Origin of the sequence: Arthrobacter sp. S41 (assembly GCF_004320535.1) — a bacterium.
GTDB lineage: Bacteria > Actinomycetota > Actinomycetes > Actinomycetales > Micrococcaceae > Glutamicibacter.
The window spans coordinates 481,199-504,331 of sequence record NZ_SIHY01000001.1 but is presented as its reverse complement, the minus strand read 5'-3'; the positions used below and the strand labels follow the sequence as shown (position 1 = coordinate 504,331).

Sequence of the window (23,133 nt, the reverse complement as noted above, 5' to 3'; positions counted from 1 at the left end):
CAATCGCGGCCGCAATGAGTCACGTAAGGACTGCATAAAACATGGGCAAGATTTACAACAACGTCACCGAAGTTATCGGCCGCACCCCATTGGTAAAGCTGAACCGACTTGACGAAGGCCTAGCCGGCAACGTCGCTGTGAAGCTGGAATTCTACAACCCAGCAAACTCCGTCAAGGACCGCATCGGTGTAGCAATCGTCGACGCTGCAGAAAAGTCGGGCGCGCTGAAGCCAGGTGGCACCATTGTTGAAGGTACCTCGGGTAACACCGGTATCGCTCTGGCCATGGTCGGCGCAGCACGTGGTTACAAGGTCATCCTGACCATGCCTGAAACCATGTCCACCGAGCGCCGCGTTATGCTGCGCGCTTACGGTGCTGAAATCGTACTGACCCCAGGTGCCGATGGCATGCGCGGTGCAGTAGAAAAGGCTAAGGAAATCGTTGCGACTTCTGAGAACGCCGTCTGGGCTCAGCAGTTCGCTAACTCCGCTAACCCTCAGATTCACGCGGACACCACCGGCCCAGAAATCTGGGATGACACCGAGGGCCAGGTAGACATCCTTGTTGCTGGTATCGGTACCGGTGGCACCATCACCGGTGCAGGTCGCTTCCTGAAGGAAAAGAACCCAAACCTGAAGATCGTTGCTGTTGAACCAAAGGATTCGCCGATCCTCAACGGTGGCAAGCCAGGCCCACACAAGATTCAGGGCCTTGGTGCTAACTTCATCCCTGAGGTTCTGGACACTGAACTGTACGACGAAGTTCTGGATGCCAGCATCGAAGATTCGGTTGCTACCGCACGCGCATTGGGCGTCAAGGAAGGTATCCTCGGCGGTATCTCCGCTGGTGCAGCCGTTTGGGGTGCACTGCAGATCGCTGCTCGCGAAGAAAACGCTGGCAAGCGCATCGTGACTATCATCCCTGACTTCGGTGAGCGTTACATCTCCACCCTGCTCTTTGATGACATCCGCGGCTAAATCAGTTTCGGAAAGTTAGAATAAATCGGCGCGAGCCACCGTTGGTCTAATAGAGACCTTGATCGGTGCAGCTCGCGCCGATTTGCTGTGCGACGTCTTCGGATTCCTGCACAGCGAACCGCAACCCCTAAGGTAGTATTCATGAGTTTTTTCTCCCGCCTGCGTGAAGACCTAGCCACAGCTCGACAGCACGATCCTGCGGCACGCAGCGATACCGAAAACTTTTTCGTGTATTCCGGGTTGCACGCTATTTGGCTACACCGCGCAGCTCACAAGTTGTGGCAGAACCCTTCCACCAAGGGAGCCGCACGACTGATCTCGCAGGCTGCACGTGCGCTGACCGGCATTGAGATTCACCCTGGCGCCACCATCGGCCGTCGCTTCTTCATCGACCACGGCATGGGCATCGTCATTGGTGAAACTGCTGAAATCGGCGAAGACGTCATGCTGTACCACGGTGTAACTCTGGGCGGTCGTTCCCTAGCTAAGGTCAAGCGTCACCCAACCATTGGTGATCGTGTGGTCATTGGCGCCGGAGCCAAGGTCCTCGGTCCGATCCTCATTGGCGCGGATTCCGCCATCGGTGCTAACGCTGTAGTGGTCAAGAATGCACCAGAAGGCTCGATCGTTACCGGCATTCCTGCACAGAATCGCCCACGTAGCCCAGAAGAGCGCAAGCCTGCTGTTGACCCAGCTGAGTACATCGATCCTGCGATGTGGATCTAGCTGCACGTAGTTCTTAAACTGATCGGGTCCGCACCATTTGGTGCGGACCCGATCAGTTTAAGTAAGAACGCTTACTCAGCGACTTGATGAGTTTCGGTGCGGCTGCCGTCAGCCAGCTCAACGATCTCATCGTCCTGGCTTTGCGGTGCGGTGCCCAGCTTGCCGTTGGTCAGTTTCTGCATGATCATCGCCATGGCTCCGTCACCGGTCACGTTGGTCGCGGTGCCGAAGCTATCAAGTGCGATGTAAGCGGCGAACATGAGGCCAACTTCAACATCACCGAAGCCGAGCATCTGGCCAAGCAGACCAGCTGCTGCTGCGATGGCGCCACCTGGAACACCAGGAGCGGCAATCATCATGACTCCGAGCATCAAGATGAATGGGAAGTAAGCACCGAAGGTGACTTCTCCGCCAGTGAGCAAAAGGACTGCGATCGAGAAGCAGGTAATTTTCACCATTGAACCGGAGAGGTGAATGGTCGCACACAGTGGAACAACAAAGCCGGCCACAGCGTCCGAAACACCATTTTTCTTCGTTGAAGCCAGCGTCACTGGAATCGTGGCTGCCGAGGACGAGGTGCCCAGTGCGGTGAAGTAGGCATCGCGCATACCCCAGAGAGCCTTCAGTGGGTTGCGCTTGTTCATGGCTCCAGCGATCGAGTACTGGGCCAGCAGAACAACGAGGGTCAGTGCGAAGGAAACCACAGCGACCAACAAGAACTTGGTCACCACAGTGATTGCGTTTCCGCTGGCGGAGAGATCCAAGAAGATGCCGAAGATGAAGACCGGCAAGGCAGGGACGACAACACGACGAATGACCATCTCAATGATGGTGCGGAATTCGACAACACCGCGGAAAAGTACCGTGGAGCGGAAAGCAGTCATGCCCAACCCGATGATGAACGCAAGGACCAGTGCAGTCATCACGTCCAAAGCTGGTGGCAGGACGATCTCGGTGGCCGAGTCCCCCGCACTACTAACCAAGGAAACGACGGGCTTAAATCCTGAGCCTTCACCTTCACCGATGGCTTCAAGTCCACCACCGGACAATGACTGGGTAAATAGCCAGCGGCTGACAAAGTACGCAAGTAGCCCTGCAGCCAAAGTTGATCCGTAGGCGAGCAGCGCAGTGATGCCCAACCATTTGCCTGCACCCTTGCCAAGTTCAGCAATAGCTGGCGAAACCAAACCAAAAATAATCAGTGGCACAACGAAGTTCAGGAAGCCCGAGAAGATCGAGTTATAGGTCAGGAATACGCTTCCTAGCCATACCGGCATTACTGGGCCAAGCAAAACGCCTAAGACGATTGCTATGAGCACCCAGCCAAGCAGTGGGATTGATTTCAACAGCTTCATGAAGGTCCTTCATTGGTTCGGGATCATAGCGACGCTTAAACAGCCATCGATGTGTCGCAGCACACGTCTCGACAATGATAGTTGGGCACATGGCAACCCGAAAACATTGTGAATCGCTCAGGGATTCCCACAGTACCGACAAATTTCGAACGTTTAGCTTCGCAGGACAAGTTTTCTTCGAGAAAATTCGAAATCGATCACGCGTACACCAGACGAGTGGAAGATCTGAGAGATCCGCATCGCGGGAAATCCTCTGCTGAATTAAGTGGCGCAACGTGACGACTGACAAGATCGGTTGTGGGTGCTCTCGGCGAGCGCCTGAGCATGTTCGGCCCACCGCTTGAACATGACCCTGACTTAACGTCCCTGATTTGTTGAAGCTTAGAGGAGCCTAGTACCCGATCTGGATACCTCTTAGTAATGTTGGGCCTATGAATGCGCATCCTGCCGATACCCACAATATGATCCGAGTCCGTCAAGCCCGAGAGAACAACCTCAAGGGTATTGATGTCGACATCCCCAAACGACGCATTACGGTTTTCACTGGGGTTTCCGGCTCAGGTAAGTCTTCACTCGTCTTCGGAACGATCGCTGCCGAATCACAGCGATTGATCAATGAAACGTATACCTCTTTTGTTCAGTCGTTCATGCCCTCGATGCCTCGGCCCGACGTTGAGGTTCTAGAGAACTTGTCGGCAGCCATCGTTGTTGATCAGGAGCGCATGGGATCCAATTCCCGCTCAACGGTTGGTACCGCCACCGATGCCTACTCATTGCTTCGTGTTCTTTACTCACGCTACTCAACTCCAAGTGCCGGTGGCGCGGGCGCATATTCTTTCAACCTCGGACAAGGAGCTTGCCCGGCCTGTGAGGGATTTGGTACGGAAGCAAGTATCGACCTTGACGAGTTATTGGATTGGGATAAGACCCTGAACGAGGGCGCCATCAAGGCACCAAACTTTGCTCCTGGCGCGTGGCTCTGGCAAACATTGACTGCAGGCACCGAACCAGATCTTGATATCAAGCTCAAAGATATGCCCAAGGACATGCTTGATCGCATGCTTCATGCCGAAGATGGCAAGGTCAAGCTCAACGGGGCGAACATGAGCTACTCGGGGCTCATCACCCGCATCAAGTCCAACTACATTCTTTCTGGTCGCGAAATCAAGCAAGCGCACATTCGTGAATGGATCGACCGGATCTCAACCACGGCACCGTGCACGGTGTGCGCCGGTTCCCGACTGAGTGAAGCTGCTAGAGCCTCAAAGATGAATTCACTGGGCATCGCCGATATGACGGCCATGCAGGTTTCTGAGCTTTCCGCGGAACTAGACAAACTTCAGATCCCGGACGCCGCTCCCCTGATCAAGAACTTGATTGCGATTCTTGAGTCGATGGTCGAGTTGGGCTTGGGATATCTCTCGCTAGATCGACCCGCTGGAACACTTTCGGGCGGTGAAGCCCAGCGCGTGAAAATGATTCGTCATCTAGGTAGCGCACTCTCGGATGTCACCTACGTCTTTGATGAACCAACCGTGGGGCTTCACCCGCACGATATTCAACGCATGAATGGGCTGTTGGCGGATCTGCGAGATAAGGGCAATACCGTACTGGTCGTTGAGCATAAGCCTGAAGTTATCAAGATCGCTGATCACGTGATTGATCTTGGTCCGGGTGCTGGAACGCACGGTGGAACGCTGAGTTACAGCGGAGATGTTTCTGGCCTGTTGGCCAGCGATTCACTGACCGGTCAACATTTTTCTACGCGTGTTCCGCTGAAGCCCGCTACCAGGTCACCGGGTACTCCCCTAGAAGTTCGTGGCGCTTCCACACATAACCTCAAAGACGTGAACGTAGATATCCCTACCGGTGTACTGTGTGCCATCACCGGTGTTGCCGGGTCCGGTAAGTCCACGCTCATTCACTCAACGATTTCCAAGCGTGAAGATGTGGCCGTGGTGGATCAACGAGCGATCCGAGGCTCGCGCCGTTCAAATCCTGCCACCTACACCGGAATCATGGATCCGATTCGAGCCGCCTTTGCCAAGGCCAACTCGGTCAAGCCGGCCTTATTCAGCGCAAATTCCGAAGGAGCCTGCCCAAACTGCAAGGGCGTCGGATTCACCTATACCGATTTGGCCTCGATGGCCGGAGTGGCTCTGCCCTGTGAAGTATGTGAAGGTACGCGCTTTACCGCTGAAGTCTTGAACTACACCTTGGACGGTTTGAATATCGGTGAAGTGTTGGACTTGAGCATGGAGCAAGCCTTAGAACAACTCAAGATCCCTAAAGCCAAAGCCATGCTGACCCGGCTGAACCAAGTAGGACTGGGGTATCTCAAGCTCGGGCAGCGCCTCAGTACGCTCTCGGGCGGTGAGCGCCAGCGCATCAAGCTTGCCATCAACTTAGGCAAGGGTTCTGGCACCTACGTACTGGATGAACCAACCACTGGTCTGCATATGGCCGATGTCCAAAACTTGCTGGGTCTACTCGACGAAATGGTTGACGAAGGAAACACCGTCATTGTCATTGAGCACCATCTAGCGGTAGTTGCCCATGCTGATTGGGTGATTGACCTTGGACCAGGGGCCGGGCATGAGGGCGGTCAGATTGTCTTTGAAGGAACGCCAGCAGAACTTAGTCAATCTGGCACGCTCACCGGAATTCACTTGAATGAATACGTCGGCGGCAGTCAATGAGCTTCACTTTGCGCAAACCCGTAGCTGATGACGCCGTTGAGCTGGCCGCTTTGCATGTTGAATGCTGGAAGCAGACCTACACGGAACTGTTGCCCGAGGGATTTTTTAGCACAGAGCATGCTGAGCATCGTCTCAACCTGTGGCAACGGATTTTAGCTGACCCGAACCCTGCGTTCTCTCTAGCTGTGGCATGCAATGAGCAGGAAGACTTGATTGGTTTCTCGTTTGCTGCACCGTGCACCAAGGACTCGGTCGATGTTCCGGCGGGAATTGACCGGCAACTATACAACTTGTATCTGCTCAACGATCAGCACGGCTCCGGTGCGGGCCAGGCCTTGCTGGATGCTGCACTTGGGGATCAACCGGCCCTCTTATGGGTGGCCGAACAGAATCCTCGGGCGATAGCCTTCTATCAGCGCAACGGATTCTCCTTTGATGGTCAAGTGCTTGATGACCCCACCGCACCGCTGATCACTGATCTGCGCATGGTGCGCTTGCCTGTCTGAGAATGATTCGCTGCGTCATCGCGACAGGTCATCATTAACGCATAACGGGTCCGAGCGGAAAATTTTCCGGTCGGACCCGTTAGTTGTTACCTGCTTAGTGCAAGATCAATTAGATGCGAACAAGCATCTTGCCGGTGTTTGCTCCGGCCATCATGTCCAAGAAGGCCTGAACGGTGTTCTCTACACCGTCAACGATGGTCTCATCGTAGGAAACCTTGCCTTCAGCGAACCACTGGCCCATGCGCTGGGAGAACTCTTCGCCGTAGTTCAGGTAGCTCGACAGGGTGAAGCCCTGAAGCTTCAGGCCACGAGTGATCAGGTTGGCCATGTTCAGTGGGCCTGGGGTTGGCTCGGTGGTGTTGTAGCTTGCGATAGCACCACACAGGGCTGCACGGCCACCGTCATTGAAAGCTGCCAGTGCTGCTTCGAGGTGATCGCCACCAACGTTGTCGAAGAAGACGTCGATGCCCTCAGGGGCAGCAGCGGCTAGCTGTCCACGAACGTCGCCGTCCTTGTAGTTGAAGGCTGCGTCGTAGCCGTACTTGCTGGTGAGCAGTTCGACCTTTTCAGCACTACCTGCGGAACCGATAACGCGCTTAGCTCCCATGAGCTTGGCGATCTGTCCGGCTGCGGTACCAACGGCACCGGCCGCACCGGAGATGAAGACGGTTTCGCCTTCAGCCAAGCCGGCGATTGCGTTCAAACCTACGTAGGCGGTCAGCCCGGTCATGCCCAAGATGTGCAGGCGCAGCGAGCTTGGAACACCTGGAAGGTCAGGGATTTCCTTGAAGCTAGCTGCTGGACCCTGAGCCAAGTCCGACCAGCCGAGCTGGTGAAGAACCAGGGTGTCTACTGGCAGGGAGCTGTCATTTGAAGCGATGACGCGTCCTACTGCACCGCCGGCGATCTGCTCGCCGATTTGGAATGGCTTGACGTAGGAGCGGGTGTCGTTCATGCGTCCGCGCATGTAAGGGTCAACCGAGATGAATTCGTTGCGAACCCGAACTTCGCCGTCCTTCAATTCTGCAAGTTCAACGTGCTCAACGGTGAAGTTTTCGTTCGTTGGCCATCCGGTTGGGCGGCTGGCGAGGTGGATCTGGGTGCTGGTGGTTTCGCTCATTATGTTGAGTACCTTTCCTTTTTCGAATTTTTTCGGGTTTGAAAATTTAGAGTGCTACGCCGATGATCAGTGCGATCACCGTCAGTAATGGGAAGATGCCTTGCTTGATTGCTGCCGAAGCCTTGGATGGGCTGGAAATGATTAGGACCAGTGCGGCCAGCAACATGGAGCCGGTTCCGGTGAAGATCAGGGTCGAGCCGATGGTTGCTTCTCCAGCCATGTGGAAGACGACGCCTGCCAGGGTGGCGATGGCCAGAAACAGGTTGTAGAAGCCTTGGTTGAAGGCCATCTCCTTGGTTGCTTCCGCATCTTCAGGCGTCGAGCCAAAGGTTGCTCGAACTTTGTCAGTGGTCCACCATAGGGACTCCATGAAGAAGATGTACACGTGAAGCAATGCAGCAAGGGTGGCCAGCACGAGTGCGGTGATGATCATGATTAACAGCTCCTGAAAGTTTTAGCAGAACAAGCATTCTGTAACGTCCATTTCAATATATACTGTAATGGTCGTTTCCGAAAGTAGAAAGGTATGTGATGGCAAGAACACTAGCCTTTGACAGTACCGCTGTCATCAAAAAAGCTCGCTCCCTATTCTGGTCTAGGGGCTTTGAAGCAGCGTCCATCCCAGAACTTGAATCAGCCACCGGCCTGAGCAGATCCAGCATCTACAACTCCTTTGGCTCCAAAAGAGGTTTGTTTGACGCAGCCGTGCAGAGCTACCTCGATGAGATTGTTCGCCCGCGCCTAGAACCACTGATATCTGATGACGTTAGCCCGCAAGCACTCACTGAGTACCTTGATGGTTTGATCTCCGTATTTGGTCAGCCCAAGGCGCTGCCAACCAGCAATGGTTGCTTGCTGATCAACACCGCCAATTCACCCCTATCAGCCGACTCCCACGTGTCGCAAGTGGTCCAGGCCTACAGAGAAGAGCTAGAAACTGCGTTTGGTCGCGGGATTAGCGCTGCCCGAAGCGATCTCGACCCAACCGTCCAACAACGATTGGCCTCAACGGTGACAGGTCTTGTTGTTGCCGCTTTTGCGCTGGTGCGAATCGCTCCAGCACAGGCCCGGACCCTGCTTGAAGATGCCAAGACGCTAGTTATCTGCGAGCACTAAGCCAACAGGTTCTTTCCGGAAACGACACTGAACCCCGCTGCCCCAGCTCATGAATGGGACAGCGGGGTTCATTAGTATGACAACCCTTTAGTTTATTTAGTTTTACTGACCGTCTGGGCCTCTGCCCATGCCGCCACCCATGCCGCCCATTCCGGATTCAAACTCCCCGGCGATTGCGGTGATAACCTCGGTTGCGTCGGTGATGCTACCGGTACCTAGACCCGCATCAACATCTACGGTACCTCCGGTGTAGAAGCTGTAGCTATCGCCGTCAACAATCTCGGAGCTGGAGTACACGACATTGGCGGTGGCCTTTGAGGTGACAAAACTAGCGACTACTTTTCCGCTCGAATCAACGATGTGGATAGCGGTTCCTGCTTCAACCGTGGTGCCAAGGGAAGCCTGAACGCCGGACTGCTTGGAAGTATCGCTTAGACCTTCAGCCATGCCGTCACTGCCAGCCGCGATAAGTACACCACCGTCAACCGAAATATCCCCATTAGAGTCGAGTGAGCCATTACCGCCGTTGGTTGGACCGTTGACTACGGTCGTACCACCGGTAACTGAGATGTCGCCATTGGAATCCAACCCGTCACCCTCCGAAGTGACCGTGACCTTGCCACCGGAAATGTTCAGGTGGGCATCCTGCGCGGCATCCATGCCTCCTCCTGCGCCACCTTGCGTTGTAGTCTCGCTGCTACCAGCGGTAGCGTTCACTCCGTCATCGGTAGCGTTCACGTTGACCGTCGCTCCGGCTAGGTTGATGGTCGGCGATTCCAGTCCCTCGTTAGACTTGCTGACCGTCGCGGTTCCACCGCTGAGCGTCAAAATCTGCTCCGCCTTGATTCCGTCGTCTCCTGCGTCAATTTTCAACGTGCCGCCGTACTGGTGTAGCCAGCCGCGATCAGCGTCAGTGTCATTGGTTGACTTGATGCCATCTTCGGCTGCAGTAATCTTCACATCGCCACCGAGTAGGGCTACGTAATCCTTACCCTTAATTCCGTCGTCGCTCGCGGTGACAGTGACGTCACCGGAGGCAAGAACTAGACCATCCTTACTAACGATGCCGTCCTGGTAATTTCCCTTCACGTCCAAGGAACCCTCACCTGCGATAGTTAGGTCAGCCATCGAGTAGATTGCCGCATTGGCAGCATCTTCGGCGGTATCAGCGTAGGTGCTCGCATCGGATACAGAATTGCTGGTGCCCTTTTCTAGATAAAGAAGGGTTTCATTGGATTCATCAACCTGGATTGCGGAACCGGTTGAACTGGTGATGGAGGCATCATCCATGATGACTCGAACAACGTCTTCCTCGCCGGCGGCGACGACAACCTTGCCGTCACTGAGCGAGCCAGACAGGCGGTAAGTACCAGCACCGGTGATGGTGACGGTATCCCCATCTACCGAGACCTTGTCAGCGTCAGTTCCTGAAGCTTTGGTGCCACCATCGGCCAGGTCCACAGTTGTTTCTTTGTCAGCGTCCCACTGCAGATCATCCTCATCAAAGTGCGTGTCTTCCGAAATGTCGGTTGCTGAGGCAGTTGAGGTGTTGCCCGAAGAGCTGCTGCTCTCTGCCACCGTGGATGCGCTACTTGCGTTGCTGGTTGCGTTGATGACATCGGAGACCGTTGTCCCGCCAGAGCCTGTCGCACACCCAACCATGGTCAGCGCCAGCGATAAAGCGGCAACTGAACTCAGTGCCTTGTTTCGAAATGAGCGTTTCATGAGCATTCTCTCTGAATTCATAATAGGATTGTCGGCAATTTATTTTTGCCTATCTGAGGGTATATGACTATCTTTCAATAGTTCCCTGTGGTGACTCTGTATTCACCAAATGCCGCGCTTGTGAATGTTGAAATGGGGATGACTTGCTCGACTTTTTCCGGAACAAGAACCGCTTTTGAACGGAAAAGCTCACCAAGAAGAGCACGATCTCTGTAATGATTTTTCCGAGTAATAACGGAATCCCGGACGAGGAAAGCAATGTGAGCAACTCGTAATTCAGGGCCAGTAGGACAATGGCCAGTAATGCATAACGACTTACTGTTGCGCGCAATGGAAGCGTACGACCTTCGGTAAACACCAGCTGTCGGTTGATCCAAAAGTTCACGGCGGCGCTGCCTAGACGAGCTAGGACCACAGCAGGTAGTAATTGGTGGAACGTCGCGGTGAAGATCAGGAGCAACACCGTGTCCACCGCGAATCCTGCCAATGACGAAGCGGAGAACTTCAAGAGTGGGGCGTAGATTCTTATCGAATCCCTGATGGGCCGGAAGTGTGAGCTTTCGTTGTCGTTCAGGTAAATGGTTTGAATCTTCACCCGCTGGAGCTCTATATTGTTCCGTCGTGCATCCAGCAGCATGTTCAGTTCGTACTCGTAGCGCTCGCCGGGCACCTTGCCTAGCCATGGAAGTATCTCTGCGGGGAATCCGCGTAGCCCGGTTTGGGTGTCGTTGAGCCATGTGCCTGTGGAGAGTGCGAAGAATAACGCGGTGGCCTTATTGCCCAACTTGCTGCGTAGCGGTACCTTGCCGGAGAACTCACGTTCTCCAAGAACAATGCTTTTCTTCTGACCCACTTCCCTGGCCACAGCGTAGATGTCTTCAGCAGCGTGCTGACCATCGCAGTCCGCGGTGACAACATCGTGGCCAGGGAAGTTTTCAGCGATAAAGCTGAATCCTGTCTTGAGTGCGGCCCCTTTACCCAAATTGACCGGGTGTTGAACGAGGATTGCTCCCTGACGCTGGGCATAAGCGAAGATTTCTGCTGACGTAGGTCCGCTGCCGTCATCAACAACGACCAGGACCGTTTCATTGCTCGTCAGCTGCAGGGACTCAATAAGGGTATTGAGCTTTTCATCTGGTTCAAACGCGGGAATCAGGAGAATCATGGTCTTACCCCTGTCCTGCGATGAACAGAATGTCGGAGGTTCCACGTTCTTGGTTGCGGCCCAGCGGATTATTGACCAGCTTGCCGTTGAAGTACATGGTCGAAGAACCGCCACCGTCAATGTTGTAGGCGGTTTTGCAGCCAAGATCCAGCATGATTTGGGCGAGCTCCGGCATGGTCACCCCGACGCTATATCCTTCTGAGCGACCATCGACCACAACAAAGACGTAGTGATTATCATCGATGATGCCGATCGCGGTGCGCGGTTGCTGGCCCTGGATGGAGTGGTTACCAAAATTGGTATCGACCTCAACGTCGTCGATGCCGTCAACCTGCTTGGAGTTTTTCACTACCGTCGGCCCGAACGACACTGTTTGCCATACGCCTTCTGAAACTAGGGTGTCTGCATCGGTGCTGGTCTCGTCGTACGCCTTGACGCTGCCGTCCTTGTAGAACGCCAGTCCCTCACGGGCCCCCTTGTCACGGTAGGCGACTCCGTTGCGGATGATGATGCCGGTGTCCCTGAAACCGTAATAGTCGCCGTTGATTGCAAAGATTGCGGAGTTGTTCTCGGCTATGGCGCTGGTGGTTTCGGTGATGTTTTCGCCGAAGCTGTCTTTTGCAAAAGCGGAGGCCAGTACGGTGCCGTCTTTGAGATTCAGATCGGCTGCGAAGTAGGTGACTTGGCTGTTGCCGCTGCCCGTGACGGTCTTAGCGATATTGATTTTGGCAAGATCTGAGGTGTAGCTGGTATCGGTAATTTTGGCTGCCGTGTCAGAGGCGGTGCTGGCAGTCGCCGCTGCGGCACTAGTAACCCCTGTTTGCTCGACGTGCTCAACAACGAAGCGGTCCAATGCCCAGCCGGCTCCGCCACCTGCGCCAGCTAGAACGGCGAGCGAGCCAATAAGCACCGTCCGACGTGATGGCTTTTTACTCTTGGATGCTTTTTCGGTGGCTAACTGCTGGGATCTGGTGTTTTGCGTTTCAGGTGAATTCGTCATGTGAAAATTTATATAGACGCTACCTGTCAGCAGATCTCGATCTACTTAGGTGTTTTCCATGAATGAGAATTCATGCCAGATAAATCCCGATAAATTCGGGCAAAAAGAACTTCTGTGACGCGGCTCCTATTAAGAAAAAACCGGCCTTCTTCCTAAGGAATTCCTTAGAAAGAAGGCCGGTTTTAGCTGTGAAAACTCTAGTGAGTGTCCTCAGCTGCGATCTCGGAACGGTCACCGCTCCACAAGGTGTGGAAGGTGCCTTCCTTGTCGGTACGGCGGTAGGTGTGTGCACCGAAGAAGTCGCGCAGACCCTGGGTCAGGGCTGCTGGCAGACGCTCGCTGCGCAGACCATCGTAGTAAGCCAACGACGAGGAGAAGAGCGGTGCTGGGATACCCAGCTGAACTGCAACAGCTACAACACGACGCCAAGCTGGAACAGCCTTGGTGATCGCTTCAGCGAATGCAGGTGCGAACAAGAGGTTCGCAGGCTTCTCATCGGCTGCGTAGGCAGCGGTGATGTCCTTGAGCAGGGCTGCACGGATGATGCAACCTTCGCGCCACAGGCCAGCGATCTCGTCCAGCTTCAGCGTCCAGTTGTATTCGCCGGCAGCCGAGGTGAGCATATCGATGCCCTGTGCGTAGGAAACCAGCTTCGAAGCGAACAGTGCCTGACGCACGTCCTCAACGAAGTTCTCAGGCAGGGTAACCTCAGAGGTTGCTGCGCCCAGAACCTTCTGGCCCACGGCGCGGATATCGCGCTGGGAAGATAGTGAACGAGCGAAGACCGACTCGGCGATAGCCGAAACTGGCGATCCCATGTCCAGGCCGGACTGTACGGTCCAACGACCGGTGCCCTTCTGGCCAGCGGAGTCCTGGATGACGTCGATCAGTGGCTTGCCGGTGGAAGCATCGGTGTGACCCAAAACTTCTGCGGTGATTTCAATGAGGAAGCTAGAGAGTTCGCCCTGGTTCCACTCGTTGAAGATTTCGGCCTGCTTTGCTGGCTCGATACCTGCAGCGTTGCGCAGTAGGTCGTAAGCTTCGCCGATAACCTGCATGTCGGCGTACTCGATGCCGTTGTGCACCATCTTGACGAAGTGACCAGCACCGTCAGTGGAGATCCATGCGCAGCAAGGAGTGCCATCGTCAGCCTTAGCGGCGATCTTTTCTAGCATTGGGCCCAGAGCCTTGTAGGACTCTTCGGAACCACCTGGCATGATCGATGGGCCGAGCAGTGCGCCCTCTTCGCCACCGGAAACGCCAACGCCTACAAAGTGCAGGCCTTTCTCGTTCAACGCAGCTTCGCGGCGACGAGTGTCGGAGTAGTGCGAGTTACCAGCGTCAATGACGATGTCACCCTCATCAAGCAAAGGAACAAGCTGGTCGATGACCGAGTCTACTGGGCCGCCAGCCTTGACCATGATCAAGACGCGACGCGGGGTTTCGAGGTTCGCAACCAGTTCTTCTAGGCTCTCGGTGCGGATGAAGTCACCTTCATCGCCGTGCGCCTCAAGCAGTGCATCGGTCTTACCGACCGAGCGGTTGTGCAGGGCTACAGTGTATCCGTTGCGGGCGAAGTTACGGGCAAGGTTCGCGCCCATAACGGCCAGACCTGTGACACCAATCTGTGCAGGCATAAAAATAAGTCTCCATCAATTACGGGGAGGTGTGCCGTAAACAGAGACCAATTAAAGTGGCCCCTGAATCACGACCACGTGACCTCTATATCCTACTCGCCAATACCCTACGTTTCACAGCTCATAGCGGATGTTAAAACATATTTATCCCACCGAACTACAGCGCGTATCAAGGTATGAGACTAGTCCTTGGCTAAACTAACGGTATGTCAACTAGTCTGCACGCTCATGTGGTCGAGCACCTCGGCTCGCGCATCGTGGGCGGACAAATCCCCCGCGGATCGATTCTGCTGGCCGCTGAACTCGAGGAAAAACTCCAAGTCTCCCGATCGGTGATTCGTGAGGCCATTCGTGTACTAGCTCAATCGGGCTTAGTGACCAGCACCAAACGAGTCGGCATTCGTGTTCTGGGCGCTGAATTCTGGAATCCGTACGACTCCCATGTCATCCGCTGGCGTTTAGCGAGCGATCAAAAAGGTACACAACTTCGCTCATTGACCGAGCTTCGCATCTCAGTAGAGCCCATGGCCGCCGAACTGGCTGCCGAGGTTGCCCCCGAGGCAATGCGCAAAGAGCTCATGATGGTTTCAGCCCAGATGAGTCACTACGGTCGCCAAGGTGACCTGCACAAATTCTTGGAACTGGATATCCGGTTCCACTCCCTAGTCCTTGCAGCCTCCGGCAATGAGATGTTTGCCAACCTTGCCACCCCTATTGGTGCAATCCTGCGCGGTCGCACAGAGCTTGGGCTCATGCCCGAACGCCCGCACGAAGAAGCGCTGCTCTGGCACCAATCGGTATCTGATGCCATCTCCAACTCTGACTCCGCCAGTGCACGCAAGAATATGGAAAGCATTATGCGTCGTACACATAACGAGATCTGCAGCTTATGGGAGGGCCAAGCGCGCATATTCGTTGATCCACCCAAGGAAACACGCTAAGCACGAGCTCCAAAATCTTGTTTTAGATAGTAAAAAATCCTTCCTCTCTAACGATTGTTAGAGAGGAAGGATTTTTTGTGGTTACTAGTAACAGTAACTACGCCACTGCGGTAGCAATACCGTAAAGCACCATCACGAAGACGAAACCAACCACGGAAACCAGTGCCTGGCCAACGGTCCAAACACGCAGGGTGGTGGATACGTCCATGTTCAAGAAGCGCGAGACCAACCAGAAGCCCGAGTCGTTGACGTGTCCGGCGAAGACCGAACCGGCAGCCAGAGCCAGAACCATGGTGGCGATCTGGAAGGCGCTCAACGAGCTATCTGCCAACACTGCTGGCTGAACGATGGCAGCGGCGGTGGTCAGTGCCACGGTGGCCGAACCCTGAGCCAGTCGAACGATGGCAGCGATCAGGAAGCCCGCGATGATCAGTGGCAGACCAATAGCCTGCAACGAATTGGCGATAGCGTTACCAATACCGCTGGCACGCAGTACGCCACCGAACATGCCACCGGCACCGGTGATCAAGATGATCGAGCATACTGGGCCCAATGCGGAGTCGACCACGGTTTCGATAAGGGTCTTGTCCTTGCCCTTGCGGAAGCCAAGCAGAACCATGCCCAACAGCACGGTGATCAGCAGAGCTACTGGGGTTTCACCGAACAGACGCAACCAGGTAACCCATGAAGCCTTTGGATCAACAACGCCGGCGCTGCCGAGCATGTTCAATCCGGTGTTCAAGAAGATCAGGATCAGTGGAAGTAGCAGAAGGCTAAAGACGGTGCCTACTGAAGGCGAGGACTTGAAAGCATCCTTGTTTGAGCCATTGCCCAGAGCGGCATCCAAGATATTTGGAACAGGAATGTCGAACTTCTTGCCAACGAACTTACCGAACAGGTGACCGGCGAAGAACCAGGTAGGAACCGCAACAAGCAGACCCAAGACCAAAACGAGTCCTACATTTGCTTCAAGCAGACCCGAGGCCGCCACCGGACCTGGGTGTGGTGGTACGAAGACGTGCATCACCGAGAAGGCGGTAGCTGCAGGGATCGCGTAGTACAGTACCGAGCCGCCAAGGCGACGTGCGACGGTGAAGATAATTGGCAGCATGACCACAAGGCCAGCATCAAAGAAGATTGGGAAACCGAAGAGCAGTGAAGCTACGGACAACGCCAGTGGCGCCCGCTTCTCACCGAACTTGGAGATCAACCAGTTGGTCATCACCTCTGCGCCGCCACTGGTTTCCAGCATGCGACCGAGCATTGCGCCAAGGCCAACCAGCAAGGCCACGCTGGCCAAGGTTGAACCAAAACCGCCGGTTAGTGTGGTGATGACTGAGCCTGCTGGAATACCAGCTGCAATGGCTGTAATAAGGCTTGTTAGCACCAGAGCCACAAATGCGTGGACTCTAAAGCGGATAATAAGCACCAGCAGCAGGGCTACTGCAGCCACCGCCAGTGCAAGGAGGCCGGTGGTACCCAGCGTCCAATTCATTTCGAGCTCAGTTGTCATTGTCGTCCTTGATCAATGGTTATCCATGCCAGCATCTGGCAGATGGATTAGGCGTGGTTGACTACGGCGAGGTCAGCGACGAGCTGACGCACGATGTCTTCGGGAGAGTTAGAGATGTTTGCAGTGAGCACAGCTTCATCTGCCTCTGGCTGTTCCAGAGTGGCCAGCTGACTGTCGAGCAGCGAAGTTGGCATGTATTCGTGGGAGCGTGCGTTCATTCGATCACGAATCAGATTAGGAACGCCTGCAAGGTGCACAAACAGAGTTGCTGGTTCAAGACTACGGATCAAATCGCGGTAGTCGCGCTTGAGCGCGGAGCATGCGATGACCAGAGGTTCGCCCTGTGCAGTACCGTCGGCAAGTTTCTGCCCGATAACTCGCAACCATGGCTCGCGGTCTTGGTCATTTAGTGCTTGACCTGCCGCCATTTTTTGCCTGTTGGCATCTGGGTGCAAGCTGTCGCCGTCAATAAACTCGCGGTGCAATGCATCCGCCAGCATCTGACCAATGGTCGACTTGCCGCTACCCGAAACACCCATAACAACAATGGGCGGGACCAGTTCACTCATGTTTTCACTCCGTTGTGTGCAAACCTAATATCAGACTTAAGGAATATTTGGTTGGATAAAATCTGATTTAACAAGACTAAGAGCGCAATCGGGTGCTGTCAACCACTTCAAGTGCGCGAAGTAACATTTTCCTTTAAAGAACAGGTCAGATGTTGTTTAGGTGATGAAACCTTCACGACCTTCAACCACTAGTCGAAACTCCTGTGTGAAAAGTATGAATTTCATCGTGGCAACTCTGGAAGCCCAGCTCAATGCCATGTATTGTCGCGAATGAGTGGTCAAACCCGGCCGCTGCAAGTTCTGACCATTGGAGCGAATCATGGGATTCATTGGATGGATAGTTTTGGGCTTGATTGCAGGCGCTATCGCAAAGGCAATCCTGCCAGGCAAGCAAGGTGGCGGCTGGATCGCAACCCTGCTGCTAGGTGTCGTCGGCGCACTACTCGGCGGTTGGATCGGCAGTGCCCTCTTCGATAAGGGTGTCGGCGGATTCTTCTCCCTGTGGAGCTGGATCCTAGCCATTGGTGGCGCCTTGATCGTATTGGTCATTTGGGGATTCATCACCAAGAGGCGAGCATAGCTCGTATCATCGGGTTTTAGTCCCTCGCACTAAGCAACAAGCCCGCCGGCTGCCGCTAATTTTACAGTGGCAACCGGCGGGCTTTTGTATGTCCTGCGTTCGCTTCTCAGCACAGGTTCACAACAGATATTTGTCGTAGACTTCAAGAACTGGGGATTACTCCCCGAGCACGACGTTAAGGACGCCCATGGCCATTGATCCCATGACCCCAGAGGCAGAAGTTCGAGCACCAAAGAAATTTCTGTCTATCGGTACCGAAAGAACTCGTTGGCGCGGCCTGATTCATGCATGGTCAACACCAGGAATCATCATCATGAACCTGGTTCTGATCGTGCTTGCCGACAGCGACCTCGCCGAGTGGACCAGCGCAGTATTTGCCCTGTGCTCCATCCTGCTCTTTGGCACTTCAGCGCTCTATCACCGTGGCAACTGGACCGATAAGGTAATGGGTCTGTTCCGCCGAGCCGACCACGCAAACATTTTCTTGCTGATCGCCGGTACCTACACACCTGTCGCCGCGCTTGTGCTGCCAGCCAAACAAGCAATCATTGTTCTGTCCATCATTTGGGGCGGCGCCTTGGCAGGTATCGTCATCAAGACCGTATGGCCTACCGCCCCGCGCTGGGTCGGCGTCAGCCTCTACATCTTGCTTGGCTGGGGCGCACTGATGCAGCTACCTACCTTCTGGGCCACAAATCCGGCAGTCATGATATTGATTCTTGCCGGTGGCCTGGCCTACACCGTCGGTGCGGTGTTCTACGCAACCAAACGGCCTAATCCCCTGCCAACAATCTTCGGTTTCCACGAACTCTTCCACGCATGCACCATCGTCGCGTTCCTCTGCCATTGGACCGCAGTGCTTTTGGTAGCCATCTAGAAATCAGCAACACACACACAAAAAAGCGCAGTGGCCGCCAGCTTTCTCAAGCTGGCGGCCACTGCGCTTTCTCGGCTGATCTAGCGCTGTCCGTAACGGCGACGAACCACAAACAGTCCCACCAAAGAAATCACGGCAATCGCCATGTAGTAAAGACTCGGTGCATCCAACGATCCAGTGATCTTCAACAACCAGGTCAACACCAGCGGAGCAATTCCGCCGAGTAGCGTGACACCCACGTTGTAGGCCACCGAAAGGCCCGAGCCACGGATGGCCGCAGGGAATAGGTTGGAGAGCAACGCTGGCAGCGGTCCGAAGTAGAAGGACATGATCACGCCGAGCAGCGCGATCACCAACACCATTACCGGAACGCTCGGCTTAGAAGTCATGAGCTTGAACATCGGATACGCCAGGACAAAGGCGGCGATGGCCGCATAGGTCATCACGTGTGCCGGACCAATTCGATCCGCCAGGTGACCTACCAGCGGCACCCCGCACAGGGTAATAACGCCCGCGGCGATCCCACCTAAGAACGCCGCGTCTCCCGGAATCCCAAGGTTATTCACGGCAAAAGTAGGCATAAACAGGATCAGGTAGACGGAGATTGTCGCTACGCCAATCACCCCAACGCCGGCCAGCAAACGACCGTAGTGCTGCTTGAACAGCGTACCCAGCGGGAACTTCTCCTTGATGGAGGAAGTGAATTCTTCGGTCTCCTCCAGACGAGCGCGAATGTACAAGCCCACTGGACCGATGAGCAAACCGACAAAGAACGGCACGCGCCAGCCCCAGGATTCCAAGGCTTCTGCGCTCAATCCCGTGGTCAGGAAATAGCCGAAGGCCGAGGCCAGCATCATGGATGCACCCTGGCTGGCTACCTGCCACGAGGAATAGTACGCCTTCTTATGCGGCGCAGTTTCAATCAAGAATGCGGTCGCCGTGCCAAATTCACCACCGGCGGAGAACCCCTGAATCAGTCGCGAAAGCAAAATGATCAAGGCACCGGCGACACCTACCGATTCATAGGGCGGGGCCACCGCCATGATCAGCGTGCCCACCATCATCATGGCCAGGGTCAGGGTGAGCGCCTTTTTCCTACCCCTACGATCGGCGTAGCTGCCCAGCACCATTCCGCCCAGTGGCCTGATCACATAGGAAATCGCGAACGTGGCAAAGGTAAGAATCAGCGCGAAGGTCGGATCCGAATCCGGGTAAAAGACTTTCGCGATGGTTGTCGCGAAGGTGGCATAAACGATGATGTCGAACCATTCAAGCGCCGCTCCAATGGAACTGGAGATCACGGCCCTGCGGGCCATCGCTACCTGTTGGGCAGTAACCTGCGTCCCGGCACTCATCGGCTCAGCTGTGCAATCAAGGAGTCGACGAAGTCCTCACACTCCACGAGCTGATCAAGCAACACGTACTCATCTGGTGCGTGCGCTTGAGCGATATCGCCAGGGCCACACACCACGGTAGGAATCCCGGCGGCTTGGAATAGTCCCGCCTCGGTGCCGTAGGTAACCTTCTCGTCGGTGGCGTGCGCGCCACAAGCTGCAGCAAAAGCGACGATGTCCTCATCTAGTTCGGTATTCAGCCCGGGCGCCCCGGCCTGCTGTTCCAGGCTCACCGAGCATGCAGGGTTTTTCTTCTGCATCTGCGCTTCAAGCTTTGTGGCTTCCTCACGGAAACGATTGGTCAACGCTTCACGATCAACCACTGCCAGCGAACGGTACTCGAAAAACACCACTGCCTGGGATGGAATGGTATTCACGGCAATACCGGCATCAAACTTGTTGACGTTCATGGTGGTGGTCGGTTCGATGAACGCATCATCACTCGGCCCGCTGGTGCGCAGCTCAGCGGAAACTTGCTCCACAAAGTTCGCAAAGCGAAGCGCATAGGAAATGGCGTTAACGCCTTCCGATGGCAAGGACGAGTGAGCCGCCACGCCATTAAACTGCACCTTGAAGACGTTCATTGACTTGTGCCCGCGAATAGCCCGCATGCTTGATGGCTCCCCCACAAAGCATCCACGCGGCGCCAACTTGTCAGCGACGATCTTTTCAACCAGGCTCACCGCACCAACACAGCCAACCTCTTCGTCGTAAGAGAGGGCAAGGTGGATTGGTTCGGCTAGTTTCGCTTCGGTCAGCTTGTCCAGTTTGGCTAGGATCACCCCGAGGAAGCCCTTCATGTCGCAGGTCCCGCGACCATACAGCTTATCTCCGCGAACTTCTGCGTTAAATGGTTCGCTGCTCCACTTCTGCCCGTCCACCGGAACAACGTCGGTGTGCCCGGAGAGCACGATGCCGCCGGTACGCGTTCCATCATGGGCCGGGATGGTCGCCAGCAGATTGGCCTTGGTACCCTCGCTGTTATGGATCAGCGAGGATTCAACTCCGTAGGCTTGAAGTTTTTCCACTACGTTTTCGATCAGCGGCAAGTTTGTGTCGCGACTGGTGGTGTCCACGGCAATCAGCTCGCGGATTTCTTTCATGCTTGCTTCGGACGGTGCAGCCACAACAACTCCTAAGTACTTGGCATAATTACACTGGTTTCATGCTGTCATACCAAGTCACCTATGCATAGAAGATTTCATTCTAAGGCTATGCGGGTTAATATTTCCCGACCCCGACCCCGATGCCGTGCAGGTAGGTGCGGATTCCCTGCTCAAAGGCATCGTCCCGATCAAGGGGCTGCTTCAGCTCGCTCAGTGTTCTCAGCAACTGCGGGTAGGCCCCCGTCTGCAATGCTTCGTTCACGGCCGAGGCTTCCTGTTGCTCATCTTGTTTCTGATCGTTAAGCGCAAACGCGGCGGTCAGCGAGTTCAGCATCGCGATGGTGTGCAGCTTAACGGCGGCGCTCAGTTCCGTATCCGCTAAGGCCAGCAATCCTCGCTCGAGGTATGCCATGGAGTTGTGGGTCATCACCTGTTTTTGTAGGACGATCAATGGCACCCATGGATGGCGCCGCATGATTCCCCGACCCTGGTGAGCGATGTTCACCAGCTGCTCAATTGCAGATCCAGTGCAGGCATCAAAGTCATACTCGGCGCTGATCCGATCAACCATTAGTTCGGTGAGCTGATCGTAGGACTTCACATATCGGTAGAGGGAGGCGGGACCCGTGCCGAGACTCGATGCTACCGCCCTGAGCGAAACGGCCTCAATTCCCTGTGCGTCGGCAAGATCAACGGCAAGCTCAACAATTTTTTCGCGCGAGTATCGGGGCTTGGGACCGGTGGTTTTCTGCGGTGATTTTTTGGCCATGGCGCGAACTCCTGAGGCTGTATAGTTAAACGCGAACACTGTTCGCAATTAACTTTACAGGAGAACCATGCGCGTACTGATGATCACCCCAGGCACCCGTGGCGATGTTGCTCCGATGGCAGGTCTAGGTCAGGCACTGACCGCGCAAGGTTTAGATGTATCGATCGCTGCTAACCCTGCCTACCAAGAACTTGTGAGCTCAGCGGGCTGCACCTTCCGCGAGCTGCCAGGTGACATGAGCGCGCTGGTCAACCCTGCGCCTCCTGGTACAAAGACCAGTCCCAAAGACCTGCGGAAATACCTCGCAGAATTGGGCGCATACTTCGAACAAGCCGCTGCCGGAACATTAAAGGCAGCCGAGCACGGGTCCGAGGTGATCCTAGCCAATTCGGTAGCGCCCTTCGCTTTTGATGTCGCCGAGGCACTGGGCATCCCGGCGATCAGCGCCCATTTGCAACCGTCCGAGCCCAGCGGGGACTACTCCCCTATGGTGCTAGGTACGGCCCGCAGTTTCGGAAAGCTAGGAAACAAAGCGCTGCATCAACTGATTTCCGCGTCCAAGGCACCCTACGATGCACCGACCGCACGCATTCGCGCAAAATTGGGATTGCCCAAGCGAAGCCGTGCTGCCTCGGAACGTCTGCGCCGAAAGGTTAGCAGTCCAGTTCTTAATGGTTTCAGTTCAACCGTGGTGCCGCGCCCCGCTGATTGGCACCAAAACATTATCAATTGCGGCTACTGGTGGCCGGCGGCCGATCCATCGTGGAGCGCAGCTGCCTCACTGCGTGATTTCCTCAGCGCAGGTGAGCCACCGGTGTTCCTAGGTTTTGGAAGCACACAGGCACTCGAAGCTGACTTCCTTATCGACGTTGCCCGCCGTACCGGGCGACGAACCATCATCCAAGGCGCGGGAGAATTTTCCGAGTCAAACGTTCTGGGTGTCGGCGCAGTCCCGCATCATTGGTTATTCCCCCAGGTAGCTGCCGTAGTGCACCATGCTGGGGCCGGCACCACTGCCGCCGGTTTGCGCGCCGGTGTTCCAGCGGTGCCGGTACCCATCTTCACGGACCAGCCGTTTTGGGCTTCTCGGCTTCACCGTCTGGGCGCAGGTGTTGCCCCTATCGCCTATAAAAATTTGACCGTTAATTCCTTGGCCCAGGCCATCGATGAAGCCGAGAGCAACGAGAACTATGCTCAGGGTGCCAGATTGATCTCAACGAAACTAGCAGCTGAAGAGGACAGTGCGCTGAAGGTCGCAAGGTTCTTGGAGCGCTACTGATCACGAAGTTCAACGCATCAGAAGCTGTACGCAACAGCAACTTAACGCAACAAGGGCACCCACCAAAATGGTGAGTGCC

General features: G+C 55.1%; 21 protein-coding genes. 9 read left to right on the top strand and 12 right to left on the bottom strand.

The features are described 5' to 3' along the window. Nucleotides 1-41: 41 nt before the first annotated feature. A complete protein-coding gene (gene cysK / locus EYR88_RS02300; protein ID WP_131088121.1) occupies nt 42-977 on the top strand; it encodes a cysteine synthase A in 936 nt (311 codons plus the stop codon). A gap of 141 nt (nt 978-1,118) precedes the next feature. After that, nucleotides 1,119-1,703 (top strand): serine O-acetyltransferase EpsC, encoded by a 585-nt coding sequence (gene epsC, locus EYR88_RS02295; protein WP_131088120.1) that lies wholly within the window; start codon nt 1,119-1,121, stop codon nt 1,701-1,703. Between the two features lie 71 nt (nt 1,704-1,774). On the opposite strand, the gene EYR88_RS02290 is transcribed toward epsC, so the two are convergent. After that, nucleotides 1,775-3,058, bottom strand: a complete 1,284-nt coding sequence (locus EYR88_RS02290) for a dicarboxylate/amino acid:cation symporter (protein ID WP_131088119.1) — start codon at nt 3,056-3,058, stop codon at nt 1,775-1,777. Nucleotides 3,059-3,489: 431 nt separating this feature from the next. Between EYR88_RS02290 and EYR88_RS02285 the strand changes: the two genes are divergently transcribed. Continuing rightward, nucleotides 3,490-5,757, top strand: a complete 2,268-nt coding sequence (locus tag EYR88_RS02285; protein ID WP_131088118.1) for an excinuclease ABC subunit UvrA — start codon at nt 3,490-3,492, stop codon at nt 5,755-5,757. Beyond that, entirely contained in the window at nt 5,754-6,263 is a 510-nt protein-coding gene (locus EYR88_RS02280) for a GNAT family N-acetyltransferase (RefSeq protein WP_131088117.1), read from the top strand. The genes EYR88_RS02285 and EYR88_RS02280 overlap by 4 nt, the downstream gene beginning before the upstream one ends. Nucleotides 6,264-6,372: 109 nt before the next feature. Here EYR88_RS02280 and EYR88_RS02275 read toward each other — a convergent pair whose 3' ends face one another. Next, entirely contained in the window at nt 6,373-7,383 is a 1,011-nt protein-coding gene (locus EYR88_RS02275; RefSeq protein WP_131088116.1) for an NADP-dependent oxidoreductase, read from the bottom strand. Between the two features lie 46 nt (nt 7,384-7,429). Next, complete coding sequence (locus EYR88_RS02270; protein WP_131088115.1) at nt 7,430-7,816, bottom strand: DUF1304 domain-containing protein; 387 nt, start codon at nt 7,814-7,816, stop codon at nt 7,430-7,432. Between the two features lie 98 nt (nt 7,817-7,914). Here EYR88_RS02270 and EYR88_RS02265 point away from each other — a divergent pair, with 98 nt between their 5' ends. Next, nucleotides 7,915-8,499, top strand: coding sequence for a TetR/AcrR family transcriptional regulator (locus EYR88_RS02265; protein WP_131088114.1), 585 nt, complete (start codon nt 7,915-7,917; stop codon nt 8,497-8,499). 102 nt (nt 8,500-8,601) lie between these two features. Here EYR88_RS02265 and EYR88_RS02260 read toward each other — a convergent pair whose 3' ends face one another. The 4 genes from EYR88_RS02260 to gndA form a co-directional block, all read right to left on the bottom strand. After that, a complete protein-coding gene (locus EYR88_RS02260) occupies nt 8,602-10,224 on the bottom strand; it encodes a carbohydrate-binding domain-containing protein (RefSeq protein ID WP_131088113.1) in 1,623 nt (540 codons plus the stop codon). Between the two features lie 67 nt (nt 10,225-10,291). Further along, nucleotides 10,292-11,389, bottom strand: coding sequence for a bifunctional glycosyltransferase family 2/GtrA family protein (locus EYR88_RS02255; RefSeq protein WP_131088112.1), 1,098 nt, complete (start codon nt 11,387-11,389; stop codon nt 10,292-10,294). Nucleotides 11,390-11,393: 4 nt separating this feature from the next. Beyond that, nucleotides 11,394-12,389: a phosphodiester glycosidase family protein gene (locus EYR88_RS02250; RefSeq protein ID WP_131088111.1), complete on the bottom strand. Its 996-nt coding sequence runs from the start codon at nt 12,387-12,389 to the stop codon at nt 11,394-11,396. A gap of 197 nt (nt 12,390-12,586) precedes the next feature. Continuing rightward, nucleotides 12,587-14,026: an NADP-dependent phosphogluconate dehydrogenase gene (gndA, locus tag EYR88_RS02245; protein WP_131088110.1), complete on the bottom strand. Its 1,440-nt coding sequence runs from the start codon at nt 14,024-14,026 to the stop codon at nt 12,587-12,589. A 206-nt stretch (nt 14,027-14,232) separates the two neighbouring features. Here gndA and EYR88_RS02240 point away from each other — a divergent pair, with 206 nt between their 5' ends. Then, on the top strand, nt 14,233-14,967 hold the full coding sequence (locus EYR88_RS02240; protein WP_131088109.1) for an FCD domain-containing protein: 735 nt from the start codon (nt 14,233-14,235) through the stop codon (nt 14,965-14,967). Nucleotides 14,968-15,064: 97 nt separating this feature from the next. Here the strand turns inward: EYR88_RS02240 and EYR88_RS02235 are convergent, their stop codons facing one another. Together EYR88_RS02235 and EYR88_RS02230 are read right to left on the bottom strand one after the other, a co-directional pair. Continuing rightward, nucleotides 15,065-16,480 (bottom strand): GntP family permease, encoded by a 1,416-nt coding sequence (locus EYR88_RS02235; RefSeq protein WP_131088108.1) that lies wholly within the window; start codon nt 16,478-16,480, stop codon nt 15,065-15,067. Nucleotides 16,481-16,527: 47 nt separating this feature from the next. Further along, nucleotides 16,528-17,049: a gluconokinase gene (locus tag EYR88_RS02230; protein ID WP_131088107.1), complete on the bottom strand. Its 522-nt coding sequence runs from the start codon at nt 17,047-17,049 to the stop codon at nt 16,528-16,530. A gap of 319 nt (nt 17,050-17,368) precedes the next feature. On the opposite strand from EYR88_RS02230, the gene EYR88_RS02225 reads away from it, so the two are divergent. Together EYR88_RS02225 and EYR88_RS02220 are read left to right on the top strand one after the other, a co-directional pair. Continuing rightward, the gene (locus EYR88_RS02225) at nt 17,369-17,629 is read left to right on the top strand and encodes a GlsB/YeaQ/YmgE family stress response membrane protein (RefSeq protein WP_131088106.1); all 261 of its coding nucleotides are present in this window, start codon (nt 17,369-17,371) and stop codon (nt 17,627-17,629) included. Nucleotides 17,630-17,816: 187 nt separating this feature from the next. After that, nucleotides 17,817-18,506, top strand: coding sequence for a hemolysin III family protein (locus EYR88_RS02220; RefSeq protein WP_131088105.1), 690 nt, complete (start codon nt 17,817-17,819; stop codon nt 18,504-18,506). A gap of 80 nt (nt 18,507-18,586) precedes the next feature. On the opposite strand, the gene EYR88_RS02215 is transcribed toward EYR88_RS02220, so the two are convergent. The 3 genes from EYR88_RS02215 to EYR88_RS02205 all read right to left on the bottom strand — a co-directional run bounded on the left by EYR88_RS02215 (nt 18,587) and on the right by EYR88_RS02205 (nt 21,775). Further along, complete coding sequence (locus EYR88_RS02215) at nt 18,587-19,861, bottom strand: MFS transporter (RefSeq protein WP_131088104.1); 1,275 nt, start codon at nt 19,859-19,861, stop codon at nt 18,587-18,589. Then, complete coding sequence (gene argE, locus EYR88_RS02210; RefSeq protein ID WP_242632434.1) at nt 19,858-21,027, bottom strand: acetylornithine deacetylase; 1,170 nt, start codon at nt 21,025-21,027, stop codon at nt 19,858-19,860. Before argE ends, EYR88_RS02215 begins: the two co-directional genes overlap by 4 nt. 94 nt (nt 21,028-21,121) lie before the next feature. Then, nucleotides 21,122-21,775, bottom strand: a complete 654-nt coding sequence (locus tag EYR88_RS02205) for a TetR/AcrR family transcriptional regulator C-terminal domain-containing protein (RefSeq protein WP_131088103.1) — start codon at nt 21,773-21,775, stop codon at nt 21,122-21,124. Between the two features lie 67 nt (nt 21,776-21,842). Here EYR88_RS02205 and EYR88_RS02200 point away from each other — a divergent pair, with 67 nt between their 5' ends. Beyond that, the gene (locus tag EYR88_RS02200) at nt 21,843-23,054 is read left to right on the top strand and encodes a glycosyltransferase (RefSeq protein WP_131088102.1); all 1,212 of its coding nucleotides are present in this window, start codon (nt 21,843-21,845) and stop codon (nt 23,052-23,054) included. Nucleotides 23,055-23,133: the final 79 nt, after the last annotated feature.